Here is a 17,926-nt window from a genome sequence, read left to right as displayed (position 1 = left end):
ATGGCCCGTGGGGTTAACAAAGTCATATTGGTCGGCACTTGCGGCCAGGATCCCGAAGTTCGCTACCTGCCCAACGGTAACGCCGTGACCAACCTGAGTCTGGCCACCAGCGAGCAGTGGACCGACAAGCAGACCGGTCAGAAGGTCGAGCGCACCGAATGGCACCGCGTGTCGATGTTCGGCAAGGTGGCCGAGATTGCCGGCGAATACCTGCGCAAAGGTTCGCAGGTCTACATCGAAGGCAAGCTGCAGACCCGCGAGTGGGAAAAAGACGGTATCAAGCGCTACACCACCGAGATCATCGTCGACATGCAGGGCACCATGCAGCTGCTGGGCGGCCGTCCACAGGGCGACCAGCAGGGCCAGGGCGGCATGTCCAACTCGGCACCGCGTCCTCAGCAGTCCCGTCCTGCCCCGCAGCCACAGCGTGAGTCGCGTCCGGCACCACAGCAGGCCGCTCCGCAGCCGGCACCGGACTTCGACAGCTTCGATGACGATATTCCGTTCTGAGCCGCTGCTTTTCAGCGTTCAGCATCGATGAGAAAGGGGCCCACAGGGCCCCTTTTTCATGCCTGGTCGATCAGGCGCAGGCTCACAGCTGCACCCGGCGCAAGCGCCCGCTCAGGGCCACCACCTGCTGATCGGCAGTGGGAATCGGCCGACCGCTCAGGCCCATGCCTTCGCTCACCAGCACGGCATTGGCCACGCAGCACAGGTTCGAGGGCGTATCCAGGCCCTGGGCCAGTACCTGCACCGAGCGTTGCCCCAGATCGCAGCGCAGCAGGCGGCCGCTGAAGCGGGCGAAGCCGCCGTGCAGCACTTCGCCGGACCAGTCGGGCGGCAGGGGCTGCAACAGCCGGTCGCACAGTTCCAGCACCAGAATCCGTTCCTGCGGATCCAGCGCCAGTCCGGTGGGCAGTTGCAGCCCGCGAATCAGCACCTCGATCCTGCCGCTGGCGGGCCAGACCCGAATCACCTGGCCGGCCTTGTCGGCGAAGTCGATGCCCTTGCGCGCCGGATCGCGATGCAGTTCACCGGAAAACAGGCTGATCAGTACCGCATCGGTCTGCGGTTCGTGGACCAGGGTCACGGGGACCGCTTCCTGGCCCTGATCCAGGTCGGGCAGCTGGGCCAGCACCTGCTCGCCGTCCTCGGTGAACTCCACCAGCTGGTTGGTATCGGGCTTGACCGCCAGCCAGCTTTGCCGCGAGGGGTGATAGCACAGTGAGTTGAGGTTGCCGCGGCTGTGAAACAGCGGCTCGGGCGGACGGTATTGCAGGTCCAGCAGCTTGGATCCGGCCACGTAGTCGGTCTGGCTGGCGAGGCAGAGCCCGCCGCCCAGGGCGATGTCCGACAGGCCCATGATTTCGTCGCGAAGCATGCGTGCCTGCATGTTCATCGAACGAAAACCCTGGGCCAGGACCTGCGGTGGCAGATAAGCGCCCGGCTGTTCCGGGTCCGGGCGCAGGCGACTGATGCGGCCACTGAATGGCTGGTCCGGCAGGCCTGAGCCGGCTTCCGCCAGCAGCAGGCTGCCATCGACTTGCAGGCAGAGGCCGCGGGGGTTCAGCAAGCCTTCGGCGACCACGTTGCTGGGGCGCAGGTTTTCCTGCGCCTGGCCGGGGATGAGCAATGCAATTGGCATGTGGATTCTCCCTCGCAATTAGAGCGACCCCATCACTGCAGCGGCTGCCAGGGTTCATGGGTGAACCAGCATTTGAGCAGGGCTCTCTGGCTGGCGGACATCGAGCGCACCACGGGCATGTACAAGGTCGTGCCGAGGTATTCCCGGGAGGTGCGTGCCAGGATCATCTGGCGTGATCCCCAGACGGCGTCCTGCTGATTGAGTGCGATGTAGCGGGACATGGCGGGGAAGGCCAGGTAGTGAAAACGCAGCACGTTCTTGTACACCTGGTCCCAGGTGACGGTGCTGCCCGGCGCGATCCCGAAATCGGTGATGGCGTATTTGCGCAGGTTGATGAAAAAACCGTTGGATTTTCCGTGCTCGACTGCGCAGGTCAAGGTGACAAATCCAGCCTGTGCTGCCGATCCGGGCTTGAGGCTGACCTTGAAGCTCACGCTGGATTGGCCGGCCTTGACTGTTTGTCTGGGCTCGAACTCCAGGAAGTCCCAGAACTGAGGATCTTTGTAAGGGGCATCCGGGCTGCCGTTTGAGGGGCCGGAGCTGATGGTGATCACGGTGTCTTCGGTGACGGGTTGTCCATGCTGGCTCAAGTTCAGGGTGATCTCGAGGCCCTCGGGGTAATCCTCCAGATACAAATTGCGTTGATCGGACGTCAGGCGATAGGTCTGTTCGATGGCGTTGATATTGATCGGTTTGGGCTCGGGGTCGGAGGGGTAGTAGCGCGTCTGCGGTGCCTTGATGGCAATTGGCTCCTGATTGGCCAACTGGCGTTGTGTGGGCGTCAGCGGCAGGTCAAGGATGCCGCCATATACGTAGTAGTCCGACAGCGGAGTCTTGAGCGGATCCAGGGTCGTCAGTGTCGTCGAGCCAAGGTTGATCGAGACATCGCCGAAGTTCGCATTGGGGCCGATGGGCGAGGTGGTGTCGGTTCGAACGCTGCGAAACGCCTGCTTGGGAATGATATTGAGCATGTCGATGCTCAACAGATTGTTCTCGAGCACACTCGCGTAGCCTGCGCTACGTGACGATGGATTGATGAGCTGGCGCCCGCCGGTGACGATCAGCGGTTCCCCGGCAAAGGCCGGAGCCAGGGTGCCGACCACGCGGCCAATGCTTGGGTTGGAGGTGTACTGGTGGGCGGCGTAGTCGGCGTCCAGTTGCGCCGTGGTCATTTTCGGGCACATCTCGAACATGACGAAGCGCACGACGATGCCGGTCGCGCCGGGGGCCTCGATGATCGAGCGCAGGAGCGGATTGTCCTTGTTGTAGCTGACGATCTGGTCGCGAGAGAAAGTGACCTGAAAACTGCCGCTGATACGGTTGGAACCCGGCGCATCCTGCTCCGGGTCGAGAATCCGGATGGCCACGTCATAACTGCTGCACACCGTATTGCCCTTGACCAGCAACTGCGGGGGCGTGCTGTTGCCGATCTGCAGGCCGCCGAGAAAAATCTGCGTGCTGATAGTGCCGGTGGGGTCCAGGTCGACCATCATCGGCCCGGTCACCGGTGGGGCGCCGGTGACCGGGTCCGCCGAGCCCAGCAGATAGAAAGGCTCGCCGACGAGGTCGCCCTGGGTGCTGATGTTGCCGGGCGTGCCCTGGGAGCTGATGGCAACGCTGTCCAGGGTGACGACATGCTGCCCGTAGTGGTTCCAGCCACCGGCGGTGTAGTAGGTGCCTGTCGGCGCATTGATCATTTCGGTCAGTTGCTCGTCGCTATAGACCTCGGCCTCGGGGTACAGGGTCGAGGTGGTCAGGTCGAATAGAGAGAGTGTTGCTTCGCTGTCCGGATTTGTCGGATCGCTGGGAATGGTGGGCGAGTTGTTGGGCAGGCTGACGTTGGTCTCGATCCCACCCCAGAAGTTCAGCCGCGGGCCGTTGAGAATACTCATGATTCACTCCTTGCCCTTGATGGATGGGCTGCTGGGGGATTGGGCGAACTTGAACAGGTAGGAAAAATCGGCCTTTTGCAGGCTGTTGATCGGCGTTGCCATGGAGTGGCAGTTGGTGCAGCTGCTGTTGGGCTGGATGTAGCTTTCCATGGTCACGTTGGCCGACAGTTCAGGGGTCGTCTGGCCCATGGGCGCGCCAGGGTTGGGCGTGGTACTCCATTGGGTGGTGATCAACTGGTAGTACTTGAATACGGATGCCTGAACCTGCGGTAGCGCCTGGTACTCGCTGTTGAGCTTGGTCGTGGCGTCGGTCAACGGGGTAAAACGGTCCAGTGGGTTGGGGGTGGTGAAACTCATCCCCGGCTTCGGCGTGCAGATCATGTGGCCATTGTGCAGGGTCCAGTTGCAGGGGCTCTGATTGACCTTGTCGGCAGGCGCCTTGGCATCGAAGTAGGAATACGCGATGCCTTTCTGCGGCTCATTGACCCACTGGTTTCCCTGCTTGACCTTGGGCGGCACATTGTCGACCTGCTCGAAGGTCGACCAGATCCACTGTGGAAACCCCTCGACCTTGTTGATGATGTGCAGCCCCACCAGGCCTAGCGTCGCTTGAGCCGTACCGTTGGCCACGCCTTGTGCATCGAACGTGGTGATCTGGGCCTGCATGTGCAGGTAGCGGCTGGGGTCATCCTTGGCGGTGAGTATCCGCCAGCTGGATTTGATCTCGTTGGTCGCGTTGGGGAAGTTGATGTTGCTGGCCTTGGCCACGACATCGGCGTTGTAGAACTGGTTGTTGACGATGTAGTCGTAGGAGGCCTGGTTGGCGGCAATCTGGTAATAGGTCGGATTGCCGTTCTGGTCGATCAGCCAACCGCCCACGGCCTGGTTGTCGTTGGCCGTTGCGGTGTTCTTGCGCCCGGCGATATTGATCAGCTTGAGGACCTTGGCCATAGGTGCCGAATTCCATGGACCGGGGTCCTGCCCTTGAGGCAGGAAGACCTCATTCACGCCCTTGTAGCTCTGCCACACGGTATCGCCAGGACTGCCCAGGGGTTTGCTGCAATCGGCGACTCCGCGTTGGCCGGTCTTGGCCGGCCAGTTCAGGTTGATGAACACCTGCCAGCTGTATTGATCGAAAGCCTGCTGCGATGCATTGGCGGCAGGTACCACGGCATTGGGTGGGCAAGAGGTCTGCTGCTGCGGCGCGCTGGGCTGCAGGGCGCAGGCTTGTTGGCTGCCCAGGCCAAGCAGCAGCAGGGTGGTGAAACGGCTCCAATGGTTCATGACGCGGCTCCTGTCACTGCGGGGTGGGCGAGAGTTGGTTCCACTGCGGCCGGGCACCGTTTTGCAACGAGGGCGGCGGGTTGAACAGCTGGCAGTCCGGTGGGTTGACCGGGCACATCTTCGCCACCTGGTCCCAGGTCTTGGCCGGGTCCGGCTTCTCGTTGCGCCAGTTGCGATAGTTCTGGCTGACGATCGGTGCGTTGGCGACGCTGACATCGCCGGAGAAGTAGAACGACTGCGGATGCTGATACGGCGCCAGGCCCGCCCCGTCGCTGGTGGCCTGCTTGTAGAAGGCGTAGCCGAACAGAATCGGGCTCGGCTTGACCGGAATCTCCAGGGCGTAGGCCTGCACGCTGGCGTCCAGGTGCTGGCTGCGGGCGGCGCTGTAGGGCAGGTGCTTGATGAAGTCGCGGCGTGGCGGGTGGTTCATCGGCGAGAACATGCAGCAGGCCGGCATGTCCTTGGGCCGGTCCTCGGGGTAGGTGAGGAAGTAGGCCTTGTTGCCCAGGGAGACAAAGGAGCAGGTGTAGTTGTTGTCCTTGATCGGGAAGATCGGCAGGCAGTACTTCTCGTAGTGCTCCATCATCGCCCCGGAACCATCGCCGTCGGCGGGCACATAGTCATTGTCGTAGTAGCTGGTGCCCTGGGACACGGTGTAGTCGGCAGGCTTGAGGGTGCTGGGCGGGCTGCTGTAGGGCGGTGGGTTGTTCTTGTAGTGGGCGGTGACCCGGTACATGGTCCAGTCGCTGACCCAGGTCGCCGGGTAGAGCGGATCGGCCGGATCGCCCGGGTGACGCTTGGCGATGCAATTGTTGGTCTTGGCGTCGCAGCCCTTGTCGTTGTGCACGCCCATGTTGAAGTAGACGTTGTCGGGGTATTCCTGGGCCCAGGTTGCCTGGCTGGCGCACAGCAGGGTGGCGGCCAGCAGCAGGCGCTTGAGTGGGTGGGTGTTCATCTGACTCTCCTTTGCAAAGCCGGGCGACTCGGGTCGCCCGGTGTTCCAGTGCCTGAGTGTTGTGGCTCAACCTGGCTGATAGTCGTTGAGGTCGAGCGGGGTCGGTGGGTAGCCGGTGCTCACCAGGTCCTTGGCCCAGATCTCCAGCACCTGGCGCCGGCTCTGGGGCAGGTCCCGGGTGATGGGCATGGCCAGGGTGCTGGCCTCCTGGTACTCCTTGCTGATCAGGGTGATGAACTGCTCGATCGCGCCCTCGATGCGTTGCAGGGAGTTGAGCGGCATGTACTTGTTCATGATCGGGTAGAGGTAATAGAAGGGCTGGAGGATCTGCGGAAAGATGAACTCCTTCCAGATCCGCACATTGGCGTCGTCGAACTGGTACACCCGGTTCCAGCAGTCGACGAAGTCCTTGAGCATCTGCGGCTCTTGCGGCAGCACCCGCAACGGCGAGAGGAAGTCGGTGAAGGCGTCGGTGTAGGAGAAGCTGAACGGAATGCCCGCCGGATCGTCCTGAATGAAAAAGCGCAGGGTGGGAAAGCCCGGCGCCACGGCCTGCACCGTCAATTGGGCAATGCCGTCGGCATTGGTCTGGATGCGGGTCAGGCTGTAGTTCACGGTGGCGCCCAGGCCGGCGTCATTGTCCAGTGTCCCGGTCATCGGTTGCGGGTTGTCGAATTTCAGGCAGGGCCTCAGATCAACTGCGGCCGGTGTTTTCAGGAACTCCTGATAGGTGATGGCGTTGCCGACCGGCTCATCGCACGCACTGCTGTCCCTGACCATCATGGCGCTCAGGCGCCTGCCGCTGCCCTCCCTGAGCAGGCTCGGATGCTGCGAGCCGTCGCTGAACTGGGGCATGCCCGGCTGGTTTTTCGCTCGCGCATCGGGATAGTCGGTGATCAGCACGAAATCCGCCGGATTGCTGAACGCCAGGTAGTAGTTGCTGGTGGTCAGCATGAAGGCGTTGTTGTACTCGGCGACCCACAAGGTAGTGCCGGCCGGTGCCGGTTGGCCGTTGTTCTGCACCATGATGTTCAGCGTCCGGCGGTCACCGACGTCGATGAAGCTGCCGCTCTCGATGACTTCCGCGGTCCACGTCTGCTGTTGGGCGGCGATGGTGTCGGTGCCCTTGAGCCGCAGCGCCAGGTTGCCTTTTTTCAGCAGGGCCTGGGCGCCGGCGTCCAGGGGCAGGTCCAACAGGCCAGAGCGCTTGTCGAAGGCCGATTGCTGATACTGGTCGAAGCCGATGCTGGTCAGGGGTTCGAAGTTGCTGCCCTGCTGCACCCCCAGCTCGTAGTCGCCGACATGGAACTTGGCGGCGACCGGAATAGCATTGTTGCGGCCATCCAGATCGGGAGCGGCCGGGCCGTCATGGACGGCCGGGTAGATCGGAAAGGTATTGCCCAGGTCCAGCGACAGCGTACTGCCGTTGAGCTGGGCACTGAGCACGCCCAGGTTGACCCGCTGGTCTTTTTTGTGGATCACCGTATCGCCCGGGACCTTCTTGTAGAAGGGCACCGGATCCTTGGGCGCCAGGCGCTGGCCGCCCGGCGCGGTGGGGAACTCGTTGGCGAACCACAGGCCCAGGGTGCCAGCAGTGCGGCTGTAGGCCGGGTTGAAGAAGGTTTCGGTCGGGTTGTCCAGGCCCATTTGATAGAGCATCTGCAGCCTGGACATGTCCCAGGGCGCCTTGGAATGGCTGTTGACGTTCTTGAAGTCGTTGAACAGGCCGTTCTGGTCATAGACCGTCAGGTAAGTGGTGAACCTGATCATCAGGCCCTGGGCGTTCTGGCTGAGCATTTCATCCTGCAGGCTTTTCAGCAGCTTCGAGTCGCCGATGACCCATTCCAGCTGGTCCTTGGGAAAGCAGGTCTGCCAGGTGGCCGTGACGTAGACCAGGCCGCCAAAGGCGCCCCAGTTGAAGTCGAGAAAGCGGTTGAGCATGCGGTAGGTGTGTTTCAGGGTCAGGCCACAGGTGGCGTCGCCGAGCACCAGCTTGTCGAAGTACAGGGCGGTGAAGGTGTTCTGCCAGGGGCTGACATCGACGAAGCGTGCGGCGGTCGGGCTCGGGTTGCCGAAGGAATTGCCCAGCAGTTGGTAGGACTTGTTGATCAGCGGGTCGCTGTCGATGTAGCTGTCGACCTTGGATTCCCCGCCGATGATCACCGAGCGCAACTGCTGGTAGTTCACGGTGCCGCAGGCGTTGTCGCCGAACAGATCCCACTCGGCGGGAATCATCGGGTAGCTGTCGGGATCGCCGTTGGTGGGGACCTGCAGCACGTAGTCCGGAACGTCCTTGTAGGCCAGCGGGGTGATGCCCCACGGCATCAGGGTTTGCGGGGCATTCTTGTCATTGATCCCGTACTGGCTCAGGAAGCGCCAGTTCATCTTCATCTGCACCGCGTCGTACAGCGGCAGCACATCGTTGTTGTTGAAGGTCGGCGGGTTCCAGAACATGAAACCGTTGAGGTAGATCCGGGGAAAGTTCAAGACGCTCATGGGGGCTCTCCTTAGCGTTTCCACTGGGCGCGTTTGAGCGACCAGACGTAGTCCAGTTTTTGATAACCGACGAAGTCTTTGTCCGGCAGTACGCTGGTGGGGTAGAGGATTCCGCCTGTGTGGTCGATGTTGAACGAGAAGAAGTTGTTCTTCTTCGTCGAATAGGCCGCGGTGCTATGGCAGGCCAGGCACGAAGAGCTGCCCTGGAAAGCCGATTCCAGCTGGGAGTTGGCCAGCAGCTTGGGTTCGGCACGGTGCTGGTCGTACTGCACACCGATCAGTTCGTACTGGGCCAGGTTCGAATACTGCTGCTGGAAGCTGCTGTTCACCGGCTTGGCGGCATCGGTGGGGCCGGTGATGTTGGTCATCGGCTTGGGTGGGGTGTCATTGGTGACGGTGTACTTGGGATTGTTGCGATTCTCGAAGGTGGTCCAGACCCAGTCCGGGGTCAGCTTGTTGATCACATGCATGCCGCTCAGGGCGGCGTAGCCCACCTGATACTGGCCGGTGCTGTCCACGTAGTAGGCCTGGGAGATGTAGTAGCCATCTTCGGCCAGCAGGGTCTTGAAGCCCGGGTCGGTGCCGATCCAGAACCAAGACGTCTTCAGCTCCCAGGCGGTGGCCGGGAAATCCAGGTTGCTGGTCAGCTTGGCAAGGCCATCGCGGTTGTAGACCTTGTTGGCCACGATGTAGTTGAAGGTGTCCTTGCCCATCATCAGGTGAAAACGCACCAGTTGTTCGTGCTTGGAAGGCGGGACCGGTGCGCCGCTGCGCATCTTCAAGGCCAGGCCATCGACCTGTTGCACGCCGTTCTGCGGGCTGCCGGCGGTGTCGTTGCCCAGGAACTGGAACAGCCCTTTAGGGTCCATGCCCTGCTTTTGCGCCAGCTCCGGCACCTCGCTCGGCAGATTCTCGCGCTCGGAGTAAGGCAGGGGCTCGGCCCCCTTCAACAGGTAGACCTGATCGGAAGGCTTGAAGGTCTCCCAGACCCGCAGGCCGCTATTGCTGGCGTCGGTCTGGTTGAGACAGACGAACCAGTTCCAGGCCATGGTTTCCGGGCTCTGCTGGAAGGTGTTCAGGGTGCCGCTCTGATCACCGTTGAACGTGAGGAAGTTGCTGCAGTTGAAGGGGCTGGCGGTCTGGGCCTGAGCAAGGCCGCTCAACACACTCAGCACGACTATAGGGATGGTTCGCCGCATGGAATCTCCTTGGCCTGAGCCGTATCGTCATTGGGGCGCCCTAGGAAATGCTCTAGGAGCAGGTGCTTTACCGCGGTGGCCGGCAGGTGCTCCGGCAGTGGTAAATCGCAGTCGGTGATCAGCAGGGGGCCGACCTCAGCGTTGCTCGGCAAGCGTCCGTGGCTGCCGCGGATCAGTGAGGTGTCCAGTGGAATCAGGTCCATGTAGTAGCGAAAGCCGAGCTTCTTCTGCAGCAGGCGGCGCGCTACCCGTAGTTTGGGAAAGCGGATCGCCGGGTCGATGAACAGCTCCAGCGGGTCGTAGCCCGGCTTGCGGTGGATATCCACGGTGCGGGCGAAGTCCGGGGCCAGGCGATCGTCGAACCAGTAGTAGTAATCGAACCAGAAGCCCGCGGCGGCCACCGCCACCAGCTCGCCGCTGCGCGGGTGATCCAGTTGCCAGGCCCGTTGCTCGGCCTTGTCCAGCACCTGTTCGATGCCGGGCTGGCGCTGCAACAGCGCCTTGACCCGGGCGATGTCCTTGGGCTCGCGCACATAGACGTGGGCGATCTGATGGTCGGCCACGGCAAAGGCGGCGCTGGCGCCGGGGTCGAGCAACTCCCAGCTCAGGGAGCGGCGCACCTGCAGCAGGCCCTGCTCACGCAGCACGCGGTTGATGGAAACCGACTGCTGCACCGCCTCGATGCCGTATTCGGACACCAGCATCACTGCCGCGCCCTGCTGCCGGGCAAAATCCAGCAAGCGCCCGACTTCATGGTCGATGGCCCGCACTTCATCGCTGATGGACGGATGCTCGGGCCCCAGGCGCTGCAGGCTGTAGTCCAGGTGCGGCAGGTAGATCAGCTGCAGGTGCGGCCGGGTGATCTGGAACTCGGCGATGGCGCAGTCGACGATCCAGCGGCTGGAGGCAATCCCCGCCGCCGGGCCCCAGAAGCCCGGGAAGGGAAACTCGCCGATCTGCTGTTCAATGCGCTCGTGCAGCCCGGGCGGCGAGGAATAGAGGCCGAAAATCTTGCGCCCGTCGGCCGGGTAATGCGGCCGTGGCGTGATGGCCGCGTCGACCTGGGCATGCATGTTGAACCACCAGAACAGCTGGCTGCAGCGCAGGTCGGGGATCTGCCGCCGCAGGCTCTGCCAGATCTTCTCGCCCTGAATCAGCCCATTGGGCTGCAGCCAGAAACGCACTTCGGCCTGATCGCGCCAGTACCAGCCGTTGCCGACGATGCCGTGTTCCGAGGGCGGCAATCCGGTGAGGATCGAGGCTTGCACCGTCGAGGTCACGGCCGGGAACACCGGTTGCAGTCTGGCCATCCGCGCCCGTTGCAGCAGGGCGTTGATGCGCGGGGTGGCCGGGCCCAGCAGGCTCGGCGTCAGGCCCACCACATTGATCAGCAGCAAGGGCTGGCGCAGGGTTTCAGAGGGCATGGCTGGGGGCCTCCATGAGCGGTGCTTGCCCGTGCAGCAAGTGCCGTTGGCGCAGTTGTTCCTCGACCCATTGCAGTTCCGCGGCGATGCCGTGCAGCAGGGCCTGTTCGGTGTCCGGGCGCAAGGCGCCGGGCAGCACGTTCCAGCTGTAGGTTTCGACCTCCAGCACCGGCTGGAACTGCGGGTGGGCGGCCAGAAAGTCGAAGGTGCGCATCAGTGCCTGCTGGCTGCCATGGAGCTCCGGCAGCAGGAACTGCTCGCTGAACAGGGGCACATGAAAGTGGATCCGCAGCTCGCGGCAGTGCCCCTGTTGCGGCTGCGCCGCCTGCAGCGCCTTGGGCAGGTCGGCCCAGGCCAGCAGTTGCCCCGCGCGGTCCCGGGCCTTGACCTGATGCAGGTAGGTGGTCTCGACGAAGCTGCCCAGGGCCAGCAGCACCTGCTGGCGGCGTTGCGCGTCGGCCTCGGGCAAGTGGCAGATCAGCGCATTGGACAACTGGATCTTGCCCACCGGTATGCGTGCCTGCAGCAAGCGTTGCAGCGACTGGTAGCAGTCTTCGAACACCACCGCCTGGTGGCAGACGTCGAAACACAGCGCCAGGTACTGATGGTGCGGGTCGCAGGTTTGCCAGCGTTGAAAGAAAGCGATGGCCTGGTCGGTGTTTTCCAGGACGCAGTCCGGCTCCATTTCCAGGCACAGGAGAATCTTCTTGCCGCTGCGTCGATGCAGGCTGGCCAGTTCGGCGGTCAACTGCAATAGCTTAGCCTCGGCCTGTTGCTGCTGGGCGTCGTCCCAATGGGCGGCATAACCCAGGGGCACGCTGGAAATCACCCCCTGAGGACAGTCCAGGGGCAGGGCGGCAGCCAGCAGTTCTGCCAGTTGCAGGCTGTACTCCAGGCGCTGCGGTTCGGCCCAGGTCGGCCGATAGACCTCGGCCTTGACCGCGCCCTGATGGAATTGGCCATAAGGAAAGCCGTTGAGGGAGGTCAGGCGCAGCCCGCAGTCGTGGAGCAAGCCGAGGAACGCCTCGCGCGCCGCGGGCTGTTGCAGTTCGCCGGCGGCCTGGGCGCTGATCCACAAGCCGCTGTCCTGCACCGCCAGCCCGCGCTGGCGGCGCACGCCCTGGAAGTGCTGCTGGATCGACGCCCCCAGGTCGGCCACGTTCCGGGCCGGGTGCACGTTGCTGCAGTAGCCGACCTGCGCGGCGCTCCAACCGGCCCGGGCGCTCATTTGATCACCGGTTCCTGGCCGCGCAGGGCCGAGTTGTCCTGCCACTGGCGGCGCTGGTCGATCGGCAGCGGGCTGCTCACCAGCTGTTTGTCCAGTTGCCCGCTCTGGGCGAAGAAATCCACCGGGTTGTGAAACAGCACCTGTTCCACCTGGGCCTCGCTGAACCCGGCGGCGAGCATGGCCTGGCCGGTCTTGGGCACCTTGAGCGGATCGCTGATGCCCCAGTCGGCGGCGCTGTTGACCACCATTTTCTCGGTGCCGTACTGCTGCAGCAGGGCCACCATGCGCTGCTCCGACATCTTGGTGTTGGGGTAGATCGAGTGCCCGCGCCAGCAGTCGCTGTCCAGCACCAGGGGCAGGGTCAGTTCATTGAGGTGATCGATGATCACCAGGTGCTCGGCGATGCCCACTTCGCGGATCACCGCCAGGGTGCGCTTGGTGCCGCCGATCTTGTCCCGGTGCGGGGTGTGCACCAGCACCGGCAGGTTGAACTGCTTGGCCAGTTCCAGTTGCGCGGCGAGAAAGCGGTCTTCCTCGGGGGTGATGTCGTCGTAGCCGATCTCGCCGACGGCCACCACGCCGTCCTTGACCAGATAGCGCGGGAGAATCTCCAGCACCTCGTTGGCCACCGACAGGTCATTGGCTTCCTTGGGGTTCAGGCCGATGGTGCAGAAGTGGTGAATGCCGAACATGCTGGCGCGAAAGCGTTCCCAGCCCAGCAGGGTGTCGAAGTAATCAATGAAACTGCCGACGCTGGTGCGCGCCTGGCCTTGCCAGAAGGCCGGTTCGATCACTCCGGTGATGCCGGCGGCGGCCATGTTCTGATAGTCGTCGGTGGTGCGGCTGACCATATGAATGTGCGGGTCAAAGTACTTCGGCATGGTGAGTCCCTGATGCAGTGGTGAAAAATCAGTGAGGGGCGGCCCGGGGGCGTTCAGGCGCCGGGCGGCAAGTGTTCGAGCCAGTGCGCGGGCAGACGGCGCTGCCGACACAGGCCGCGCAGGCGCTGGCACTGGGCCTGGCTCAGGAGTTCGAAGGCGATGGCGTGGGGCAGCGTGTCGCTGACGCTGCGCAACGCGGCCAATTGCTCTTCCATGTGTTCCAGGGCCAGCTGGTTGAGGTCGACGCTACGACGCTCGGCCAGGCCGACGATGCGTCCGGTGTCCAGGCCCATGCCCAGGGTCTTGAGCAGCAACTGGTGGAAGGCCCGGTCGGGGTAGTGGCGCGCGGGGAAGGGGTTGTCCAGGGCCAGGGCGGCGAACACTTCGCGGTTGTTGGTGCGTCCGGCCTGCAGCGCCAGGTCGAGGCTGCGGCCCTCGCTGTCCAGGTCATCCAGGACCTTGAGCAGCACGCTCTTCTCCTGGTCGTCACCCCAGAGAAACAGCTGGCGCAGCAGGGCCAACTGATCGCTGCCGGCCTGTTGTTCCAGCAACTGCGCCAGAAGCAGGGCCCGGGCCAGCTGAGTGCGATCGTTGCCCGGGCCGGTGAGCGGCGCCGGCTGGCCAAGCCGCCGTTTGCACTGGCTGCTGAGCAGCACCAGGGTATTGGCCGAGGGCTGCCGGGCCAGTTGTTCCTGGGCCTCGTGCCACCAGTGCCGGCTCGGGTCGTCGAGCTGCTGTTCAAGGTGCCGGCGGCGTTCGGCAAAGGCTGCATGGCGCAGGGCGAGCGCAGGCGAGAGCGGGGAAATGACGTCCGTGGTCATGTCGGCTTGATCCAGCGTTGAAGGTGGGGAAGCAGGAAGAACACCAGTACGCACAACAGGCTGCCCAGCGGCTGATTGGCCAGGGCCAGTACCAGGGCGTCGAACAGCGGCAGGGCCGCCAGGCCGGCGCCGATGAAGGCGCGGATCTGCCGCTGCCGTGGGTTGGCCAGGTGGCGCCGGTAGTGCCAGCCCAGCCAGCCCAACCACAGCAGCAGGACCAGCCAGAACACGCCGTTGTTGGCGTAGCAGGCCAGCACCAGCGGGCTGAGCATCAGCACCAGCGGCAGGCGGCTGAGCAACTGGTTGCGGTGCTCCAGCCGGGCCAGGTAGGTCAGGCCGGCGATGTAGGTGCCCAGCAAGGCGGCGCACAGCCACAGCGGTTGCGGTGGCAGCGCCAGGCAGGCGGCGGCGGTCAGGTACAGGGCCGAGCGACAGCCGCCCATCAGCCAGACGCTGTGGGGATAGTTCTTGTGCAGCAGGTTGTAGGCGAGGATGAACAGCAGCAGCAATCCGGCGCTGGCCAGCAGCCAATGGGGTTGGGCGATCAGGTGGCTCAGGCCCAGCACCGACAGAGCGGCCACCAGCAGCAGGGCGGCGGTGGCCAGGCTGACCTGGGTGCGACTGACCAGGCCGAGAACAATCGGTCGCGGGTTCTGATGCCGCAGGTCCCAGTCGGCATCCAGCAGATCGTTGAGCAGCATGCCCGCCAGGTACAGCGCCGAGAGCGCCACCAGCAGCAGGGTCCAGACCAGCGGCGAAGGCGGCGCCTGGGTGGTGGCGCTGCTGGCCAGCAGGGCGGCGGCCAGGGCGTTGGTCCATACCGTCGGCAGGTTGGAGACTCGGCCCAGGGTCAGCCAGGTGGTCAATGCGGACTGGCTCATCGGGCGCAGTCCTCGCTCCAGGCGCAGTCCGGGCCGCCGACACTGGCCAGGCGCAACAGGGCCTGTTCCATCAGTGGCATGTCGATGTGGTGCACATCGATGGACTGGCCGATGCGGTTGAGCATCGGGATCGACAGCTGGCCGCCCAGATGCTGGCGGAATTCTTCCAGGCCGATCAGCACCAGGGAGCGGCCCTGGGCGTCCTTCAAGCCCAGTTCCGGCGGACTCAGGTTGAAGCCGAGCTGCTCCAGCAGTTGCAGCAGGCGCTGGGTTTCAGCGTCGCTCAGCAGGCCGCTGGCATTGGCATAGAGCGCGTCCAGGGCCATGCCCACGGCCACTGCCTCGCCATGGCGCAGACGATGCCGGCTGAGGTTTTCCAGCTTGTGCGCGGCCCAGTGTCCGTAGTCCAGGGGCCGGCCATTGCCCCGCTCGAAGGGATCGCCGGCGCCGGTGATGTGCCCCAGGTGCAGTTCGGCGCAGCGGCGGATGGCGTAGCGGCTGGCGCTGTGTTCGAAGGTGGCCAGGGCCTGGGCTTGCTGCTCCATCCATTGGAAGAACGCGGCGTCCTTGATCAGCGCCACCTTCACCGCTTCGGCCAGCCCGGCGATCTGGTCCCGGGGCGACAGGGTGAGCAGCCACTGGAAGTCGTTGATCACCGCCGTGGCCGGATAGAAGGCCCCCAGCAGGTTTTTCTGGGCAAAGGCGTTGATGCCGTTCTTCACCCCGATGCCGGCATCGTTCTGCGCCAGCACCGTGGTCGGGATGCGGATCAGGCGCATGCCGCGATGGAAGGTGGCGCAGGCGTAGCCCACGGCGTCCAGCAGCGCGCCGCCACCCAGGGCCAGCACATAGCAGTGGCGGTCCAGACGGTGTTCGAGCATGTGTGCGTACAACTGCTGCAAGACCTCTGGGGTCTTGCTCAGCTCGCCTGCCGGCACCGGGATCGGCGCGGCCTGCAGGTGCAGGTCGGCGGCATGGGCGGTGAAGTAGGCGTCGATCTGCTGCGGCAGTTGCGGGGAGCACAGCAGCAGTTGTGCATCGACGAATGCCAGCACTGTGGTGCGCCCCGCCTGGGGCTTGGCCAGTTGCTGGTGCAGGCAGGGGTTGTCGGGCCGGAACACGTGATCGGTGAACAGCACCGGGTAGTGGTAGCTCACCTCGAAGCGGCCTTCCAGGGCCTGGGCCTGATCGCTCCGTGCCGGGGCCAGGCGTGGCTTGAGCAGGCTGCGGGCGCCGAGGAACACCCCCGGCAGGACCATGCTGGCGAGAATCGTCGCCAGCATGGCGTTCTGTTCCACCAGCAGGCTGCCGATGGCCGCGTAGGCCAGGGCCAGTCCGGCATTGGCCAGGGTGGTGACCAGCAGGAACTGGCGCAGTGGATAGCGCTGCATGCCGGCGGCCAGCACCGAGGTTTCCGCCAGGACCGGCACGCCACGCAGGCACACCAGCGACAGGGTGCTGAGGCGATAGGCCAGTTGTCCGGGTTGCCAGCTTCTCAGGCCCAGCCAGGTGGACAGCAGGCGAAAGTAGCCGGCCCCCAGCCAGTAGCCCAGGACGGCCCCCAGGCACAGACCGATGAAGATCACCAGGTAGCCGCCAATGGCGCCCAGGGCCGCCACGGCCAGCAGCGCGACCAGGCTCGAAGGCACCGGCAACAGCACATCCAGCGCCAGCAGGGTGATCAGCAGCAGGGCCAGACTGGTGCGTTGCACGGGATCGGTCGGGAGCAAAGCGCCGAGGTGATTCAGCAGTTGCTGGATCTGCTGTTCGAACAGCAGGAAGCTGGCGACCACCAGGGTCGAAAACAGCAATAGGGAAAGCCAGTAGTTTTCCGCCGTACCCTTCAGTGAGAAAGCACGAGGCAATGAGCTGCGCTTCATCAAGCGTCCCTCTTGATTGATATGACTAATTCCGTGTCAGTGTCAGCTGGGTCAGGCAGGGAGGGCGTCCGGTTATTCAACTCCTCGGCGGTTCTTATTGATTTTCTGGCGGCTGAAGCGCACTTCAGTGGCGAGTAGCTATCAACTTAGTCAAGGCCGCCGGATTTGCAAGCAGGCTCAATCAAGTGGCTTGCAAGGAAAATATATGGCGCGTTGGGAAAGTCTGGGCTAGATGGGCAAACAGCCTGGAAAAGCTGCTGCTGCGAGGGTGGCTGGTGTGTCTTTGTGAGGTCTTTGCCCCAATGAATACGGGGTGCTACGGCGCCTGCATGTTCACGTTTGCTATATGGTTTATTTCTTTTCGCTATATGAAAATTAAGTAACTCACGGAAGTAAGTAGTGGGGCTTTTATGCAGTTGTTATGGGACGAAAGTGCAAGATTAGAAGCCTGGGTCGTATTTGAAACAATGCTGTGGTTATTGGTTTCTAATTAGTCAGCTATTGAATAGTCAGCTTCTTAGTGATGTCGGTTATTGGGTTTGCCTGGGTTATTTGATTGGCGCAATAGCAACAACTAACACTTTAAAGGCTAAATAGAATCATTCGTAACTATTGTCGGTTGTCGCACCGGTCGCGCCATGCCGTAGGTGATTGCGGTGGGGTGTGCCCACCGCAATGCCGAAGGACCACTCAGGCCATCCGTCAGGCCGCCAGAAACGCTTCGGTGGACAACACAGTGGCGTAGGCAAAGGCCAGGCCCGCCATCACCGCGCTCTGCACTTGCGCCGCGGCCACGCGCTGACCATTGAACTCCAGGTCGAGGGTGGCACAGGCATCGTGGATCACCTTCACCGGGTAGCCCAGGTCGGCTGCGGCGCGGGCGGTGCCTTCCACGCACATGTGGCTCATGTTGCCGACGATCACCAGTTCCTCGATGCCCTGCTGCTCAAGGATCGAGTGCAGCTCGGTGTCGCGGAACGAGTTGACGAAGTGCTTGAGCACCACTGGCTCATCATCCTGGTTCAGCACCTTGGCGTGCAGGCGCGCGCCTTCCGAGCCCGGGGTGAAGAACGGCGCGCTGTCGGAAGTGAATTCATGGCGGACATGCACCACCGGATCGGCGTTCCGGCGAAAGGCCTGGATCAGCCGCGCGGCGTTGTCCGCCGCCGCGTCGACGCCGACCAGTGGCCACTTGCCGCCGGCGAAGTAGTCGTTCTGGATATCGATTACGATGAGCGCCTGTTTGGCCATGGGTGTTGCCTCCAAGTGTATGTTTGCTGTGGGGCTCAGTATCGGCACCCGCTGTCCTTTGGAGGATTGGCCGCAACGACATTAACAGG

The 17,926-nt window shown here is 63.4% G+C and carries 14 protein-coding genes; 1 reads left to right on the top strand and 13 read right to left on the bottom strand.

Annotated features, from left to right (window positions below):
* Nucleotides 1–510: a single-stranded DNA-binding protein gene (locus tag GWQ44_RS22010; protein ID WP_011063767.1), complete on the top strand. Its 510-nt coding sequence runs from the start codon at nucleotides 1–3 to the stop codon at nucleotides 508–510.
* A gap of 82 nt (nucleotides 511–592) precedes the next feature.
* On the opposite strand, the gene GWQ44_RS22005 is transcribed toward GWQ44_RS22010, so the two are convergent.
* From GWQ44_RS22005 to GWQ44_RS21945, 13 genes are all read right to left on the bottom strand, one after another.
* Nucleotides 593–1,645, bottom strand: a complete 1,053-nt coding sequence (locus GWQ44_RS22005) for a hypothetical protein (RefSeq protein WP_275928277.1) — start codon at nucleotides 1,643–1,645, stop codon at nucleotides 593–595.
* A 32-nt stretch (nucleotides 1,646–1,677) separates the two neighbouring features.
* On the bottom strand, nucleotides 1,678–3,537 hold the full coding sequence (locus GWQ44_RS22000; protein ID WP_275928276.1) for a hypothetical protein: 1,860 nt from the start codon (nucleotides 3,535–3,537) through the stop codon (nucleotides 1,678–1,680).
* A 3-nt stretch (nucleotides 3,538–3,540) separates the two neighbouring features.
* Nucleotides 3,541–4,821 (bottom strand): hypothetical protein, encoded by a 1,281-nt coding sequence (locus GWQ44_RS21995; RefSeq protein ID WP_016966726.1) that lies wholly within the window; start codon nucleotides 4,819–4,821, stop codon nucleotides 3,541–3,543.
* Between the two features lie 13 nt (nucleotides 4,822–4,834).
* Complete coding sequence (locus tag GWQ44_RS21990) at nucleotides 4,835–5,776, bottom strand: hypothetical protein (RefSeq protein WP_275928275.1); 942 nt, start codon at nucleotides 5,774–5,776, stop codon at nucleotides 4,835–4,837.
* Nucleotides 5,777–5,842: 66 nt separating this feature from the next.
* On the bottom strand, nucleotides 5,843–8,272 hold the full coding sequence (locus GWQ44_RS21985) for a hypothetical protein (RefSeq protein ID WP_275928274.1): 2,430 nt from the start codon (nucleotides 8,270–8,272) through the stop codon (nucleotides 5,843–5,845).
* Nucleotides 8,273–8,283: 11 nt separating this feature from the next.
* On the bottom strand, nucleotides 8,284–9,471 hold the full coding sequence (locus tag GWQ44_RS21980) for a hypothetical protein (protein WP_275928273.1): 1,188 nt from the start codon (nucleotides 9,469–9,471) through the stop codon (nucleotides 8,284–8,286).
* Complete coding sequence (locus GWQ44_RS21975; RefSeq protein ID WP_103741306.1) at nucleotides 9,450–10,895, bottom strand: nucleotide pyrophosphatase/phosphodiesterase family protein; 1,446 nt, start codon at nucleotides 10,893–10,895, stop codon at nucleotides 9,450–9,452. Before GWQ44_RS21975 ends, GWQ44_RS21980 begins: the two co-directional genes overlap by 22 nt.
* Nucleotides 10,885–12,123, bottom strand: coding sequence for a metabolite traffic protein EboE (eboE, locus tag GWQ44_RS21970; RefSeq protein ID WP_275928272.1), 1,239 nt, complete (start codon nucleotides 12,121–12,123; stop codon nucleotides 10,885–10,887). Before eboE ends, GWQ44_RS21975 begins: the two co-directional genes overlap by 11 nt.
* The gene (locus GWQ44_RS21965; RefSeq protein ID WP_047306302.1) at nucleotides 12,120–13,004 is read right to left on the bottom strand and encodes a TatD family hydrolase; all 885 of its coding nucleotides are present in this window, start codon (nucleotides 13,002–13,004) and stop codon (nucleotides 12,120–12,122) included. The genes eboE and GWQ44_RS21965 overlap by 4 nt, the downstream gene beginning before the upstream one ends.
* Nucleotides 13,005–13,057: 53 nt before the next feature.
* Nucleotides 13,058–13,825 carry an EboA domain-containing protein gene (locus GWQ44_RS21960; protein WP_047306301.1) on the bottom strand — a complete coding sequence of 256 codons (768 nt, stop codon included), beginning with the start codon at nucleotides 13,823–13,825 and terminating at the stop codon, nucleotides 13,058–13,060.
* Entirely contained in the window at nucleotides 13,822–14,706 is an 885-nt protein-coding gene (locus GWQ44_RS21955; protein ID WP_179599533.1) for a UbiA family prenyltransferase, read from the bottom strand. The genes GWQ44_RS21960 and GWQ44_RS21955 overlap by 4 nt, the downstream gene beginning before the upstream one ends.
* Complete coding sequence (locus GWQ44_RS21950; protein ID WP_275928271.1) at nucleotides 14,703–16,586, bottom strand: 3-dehydroquinate synthase; 1,884 nt, start codon at nucleotides 16,584–16,586, stop codon at nucleotides 14,703–14,705. Before GWQ44_RS21950 ends, GWQ44_RS21955 begins: the two co-directional genes overlap by 4 nt.
* Before the next feature lie 702 nt (nucleotides 16,587–17,288).
* Nucleotides 17,289–17,837 (bottom strand): cysteine hydrolase family protein, encoded by a 549-nt coding sequence (locus tag GWQ44_RS21945; RefSeq protein WP_016964701.1) that lies wholly within the window; start codon nucleotides 17,835–17,837, stop codon nucleotides 17,289–17,291.
* Between the last annotated feature and the right edge of the window lie 89 nt (nucleotides 17,838–17,926).

It is taken from the genome of Pseudomonas sp. 3MA1 (genome assembly GCF_029237275.1).
GTDB lineage: Bacteria > Pseudomonadota > Gammaproteobacteria > Pseudomonadales > Pseudomonadaceae > Aquipseudomonas > Aquipseudomonas fluorescens_AP.
This window is presented reverse-complemented; position numbering and strand designations above follow the sequence as displayed.

Bases quoted from the DNA above. Each gene is read 5' to 3' on its own strand.
- GWQ44_RS22010 (WP_011063767.1), top strand. From the start codon at position 1: ATGGCCCGTGGGGTTAACAAAGTCATATTGGTCGGCACTTGCGGCCAG.
- GWQ44_RS22005 (WP_275928277.1), bottom strand. From the start codon at position 1,645: ATGCCAATTGCATTGCTCATCCCCGGCCAGGCGCAGGAAAACCTGCGC.
- GWQ44_RS22000 (WP_275928276.1), bottom strand. From the start codon at position 3,537: ATGAGTATTCTCAACGGCCCGCGGCTGAACTTCTGGGGTGGGATCGAG.
- GWQ44_RS21995 (WP_016966726.1), bottom strand. From the start codon at position 4,821: ATGAACCATTGGAGCCGTTTCACCACCCTGCTGCTGCTTGGCCTGGGC.
- GWQ44_RS21990 (WP_275928275.1), bottom strand. From the start codon at position 5,776: ATGAACACCCACCCACTCAAGCGCCTGCTGCTGGCCGCCACCCTGCTG.
- GWQ44_RS21985 (WP_275928274.1), bottom strand. From the start codon at position 8,272: ATGAGCGTCTTGAACTTTCCCCGGATCTACCTCAACGGTTTCATGTTC.
- GWQ44_RS21980 (WP_275928273.1), bottom strand. From the start codon at position 9,471: ATGCGGCGAACCATCCCTATAGTCGTGCTGAGTGTGTTGAGCGGCCTT.
- GWQ44_RS21975 (WP_103741306.1), bottom strand. From the start codon at position 10,895: ATGCCCTCTGAAACCCTGCGCCAGCCCTTGCTGCTGATCAATGTGGTG.
- eboE (WP_275928272.1), bottom strand. From the start codon at position 12,123: ATGAGCGCCCGGGCCGGTTGGAGCGCCGCGCAGGTCGGCTACTGCAGC.
- GWQ44_RS21965 (WP_047306302.1), bottom strand. From the start codon at position 13,004: ATGCCGAAGTACTTTGACCCGCACATTCATATGGTCAGCCGCACCACC.
- GWQ44_RS21960 (WP_047306301.1), bottom strand. From the start codon at position 13,825: ATGACCACGGACGTCATTTCCCCGCTCTCGCCTGCGCTCGCCCTGCGC.
- GWQ44_RS21955 (WP_179599533.1), bottom strand. From the start codon at position 14,706: ATGAGCCAGTCCGCATTGACCACCTGGCTGACCCTGGGCCGAGTCTCC.
- GWQ44_RS21950 (WP_275928271.1), bottom strand. From the start codon at position 16,586: ATGAAGCGCAGCTCATTGCCTCGTGCTTTCTCACTGAAGGGTACGGCG.
- GWQ44_RS21945 (WP_016964701.1), bottom strand. From the start codon at position 17,837: ATGGCCAAACAGGCGCTCATCGTAATCGATATCCAGAACGACTACTTC.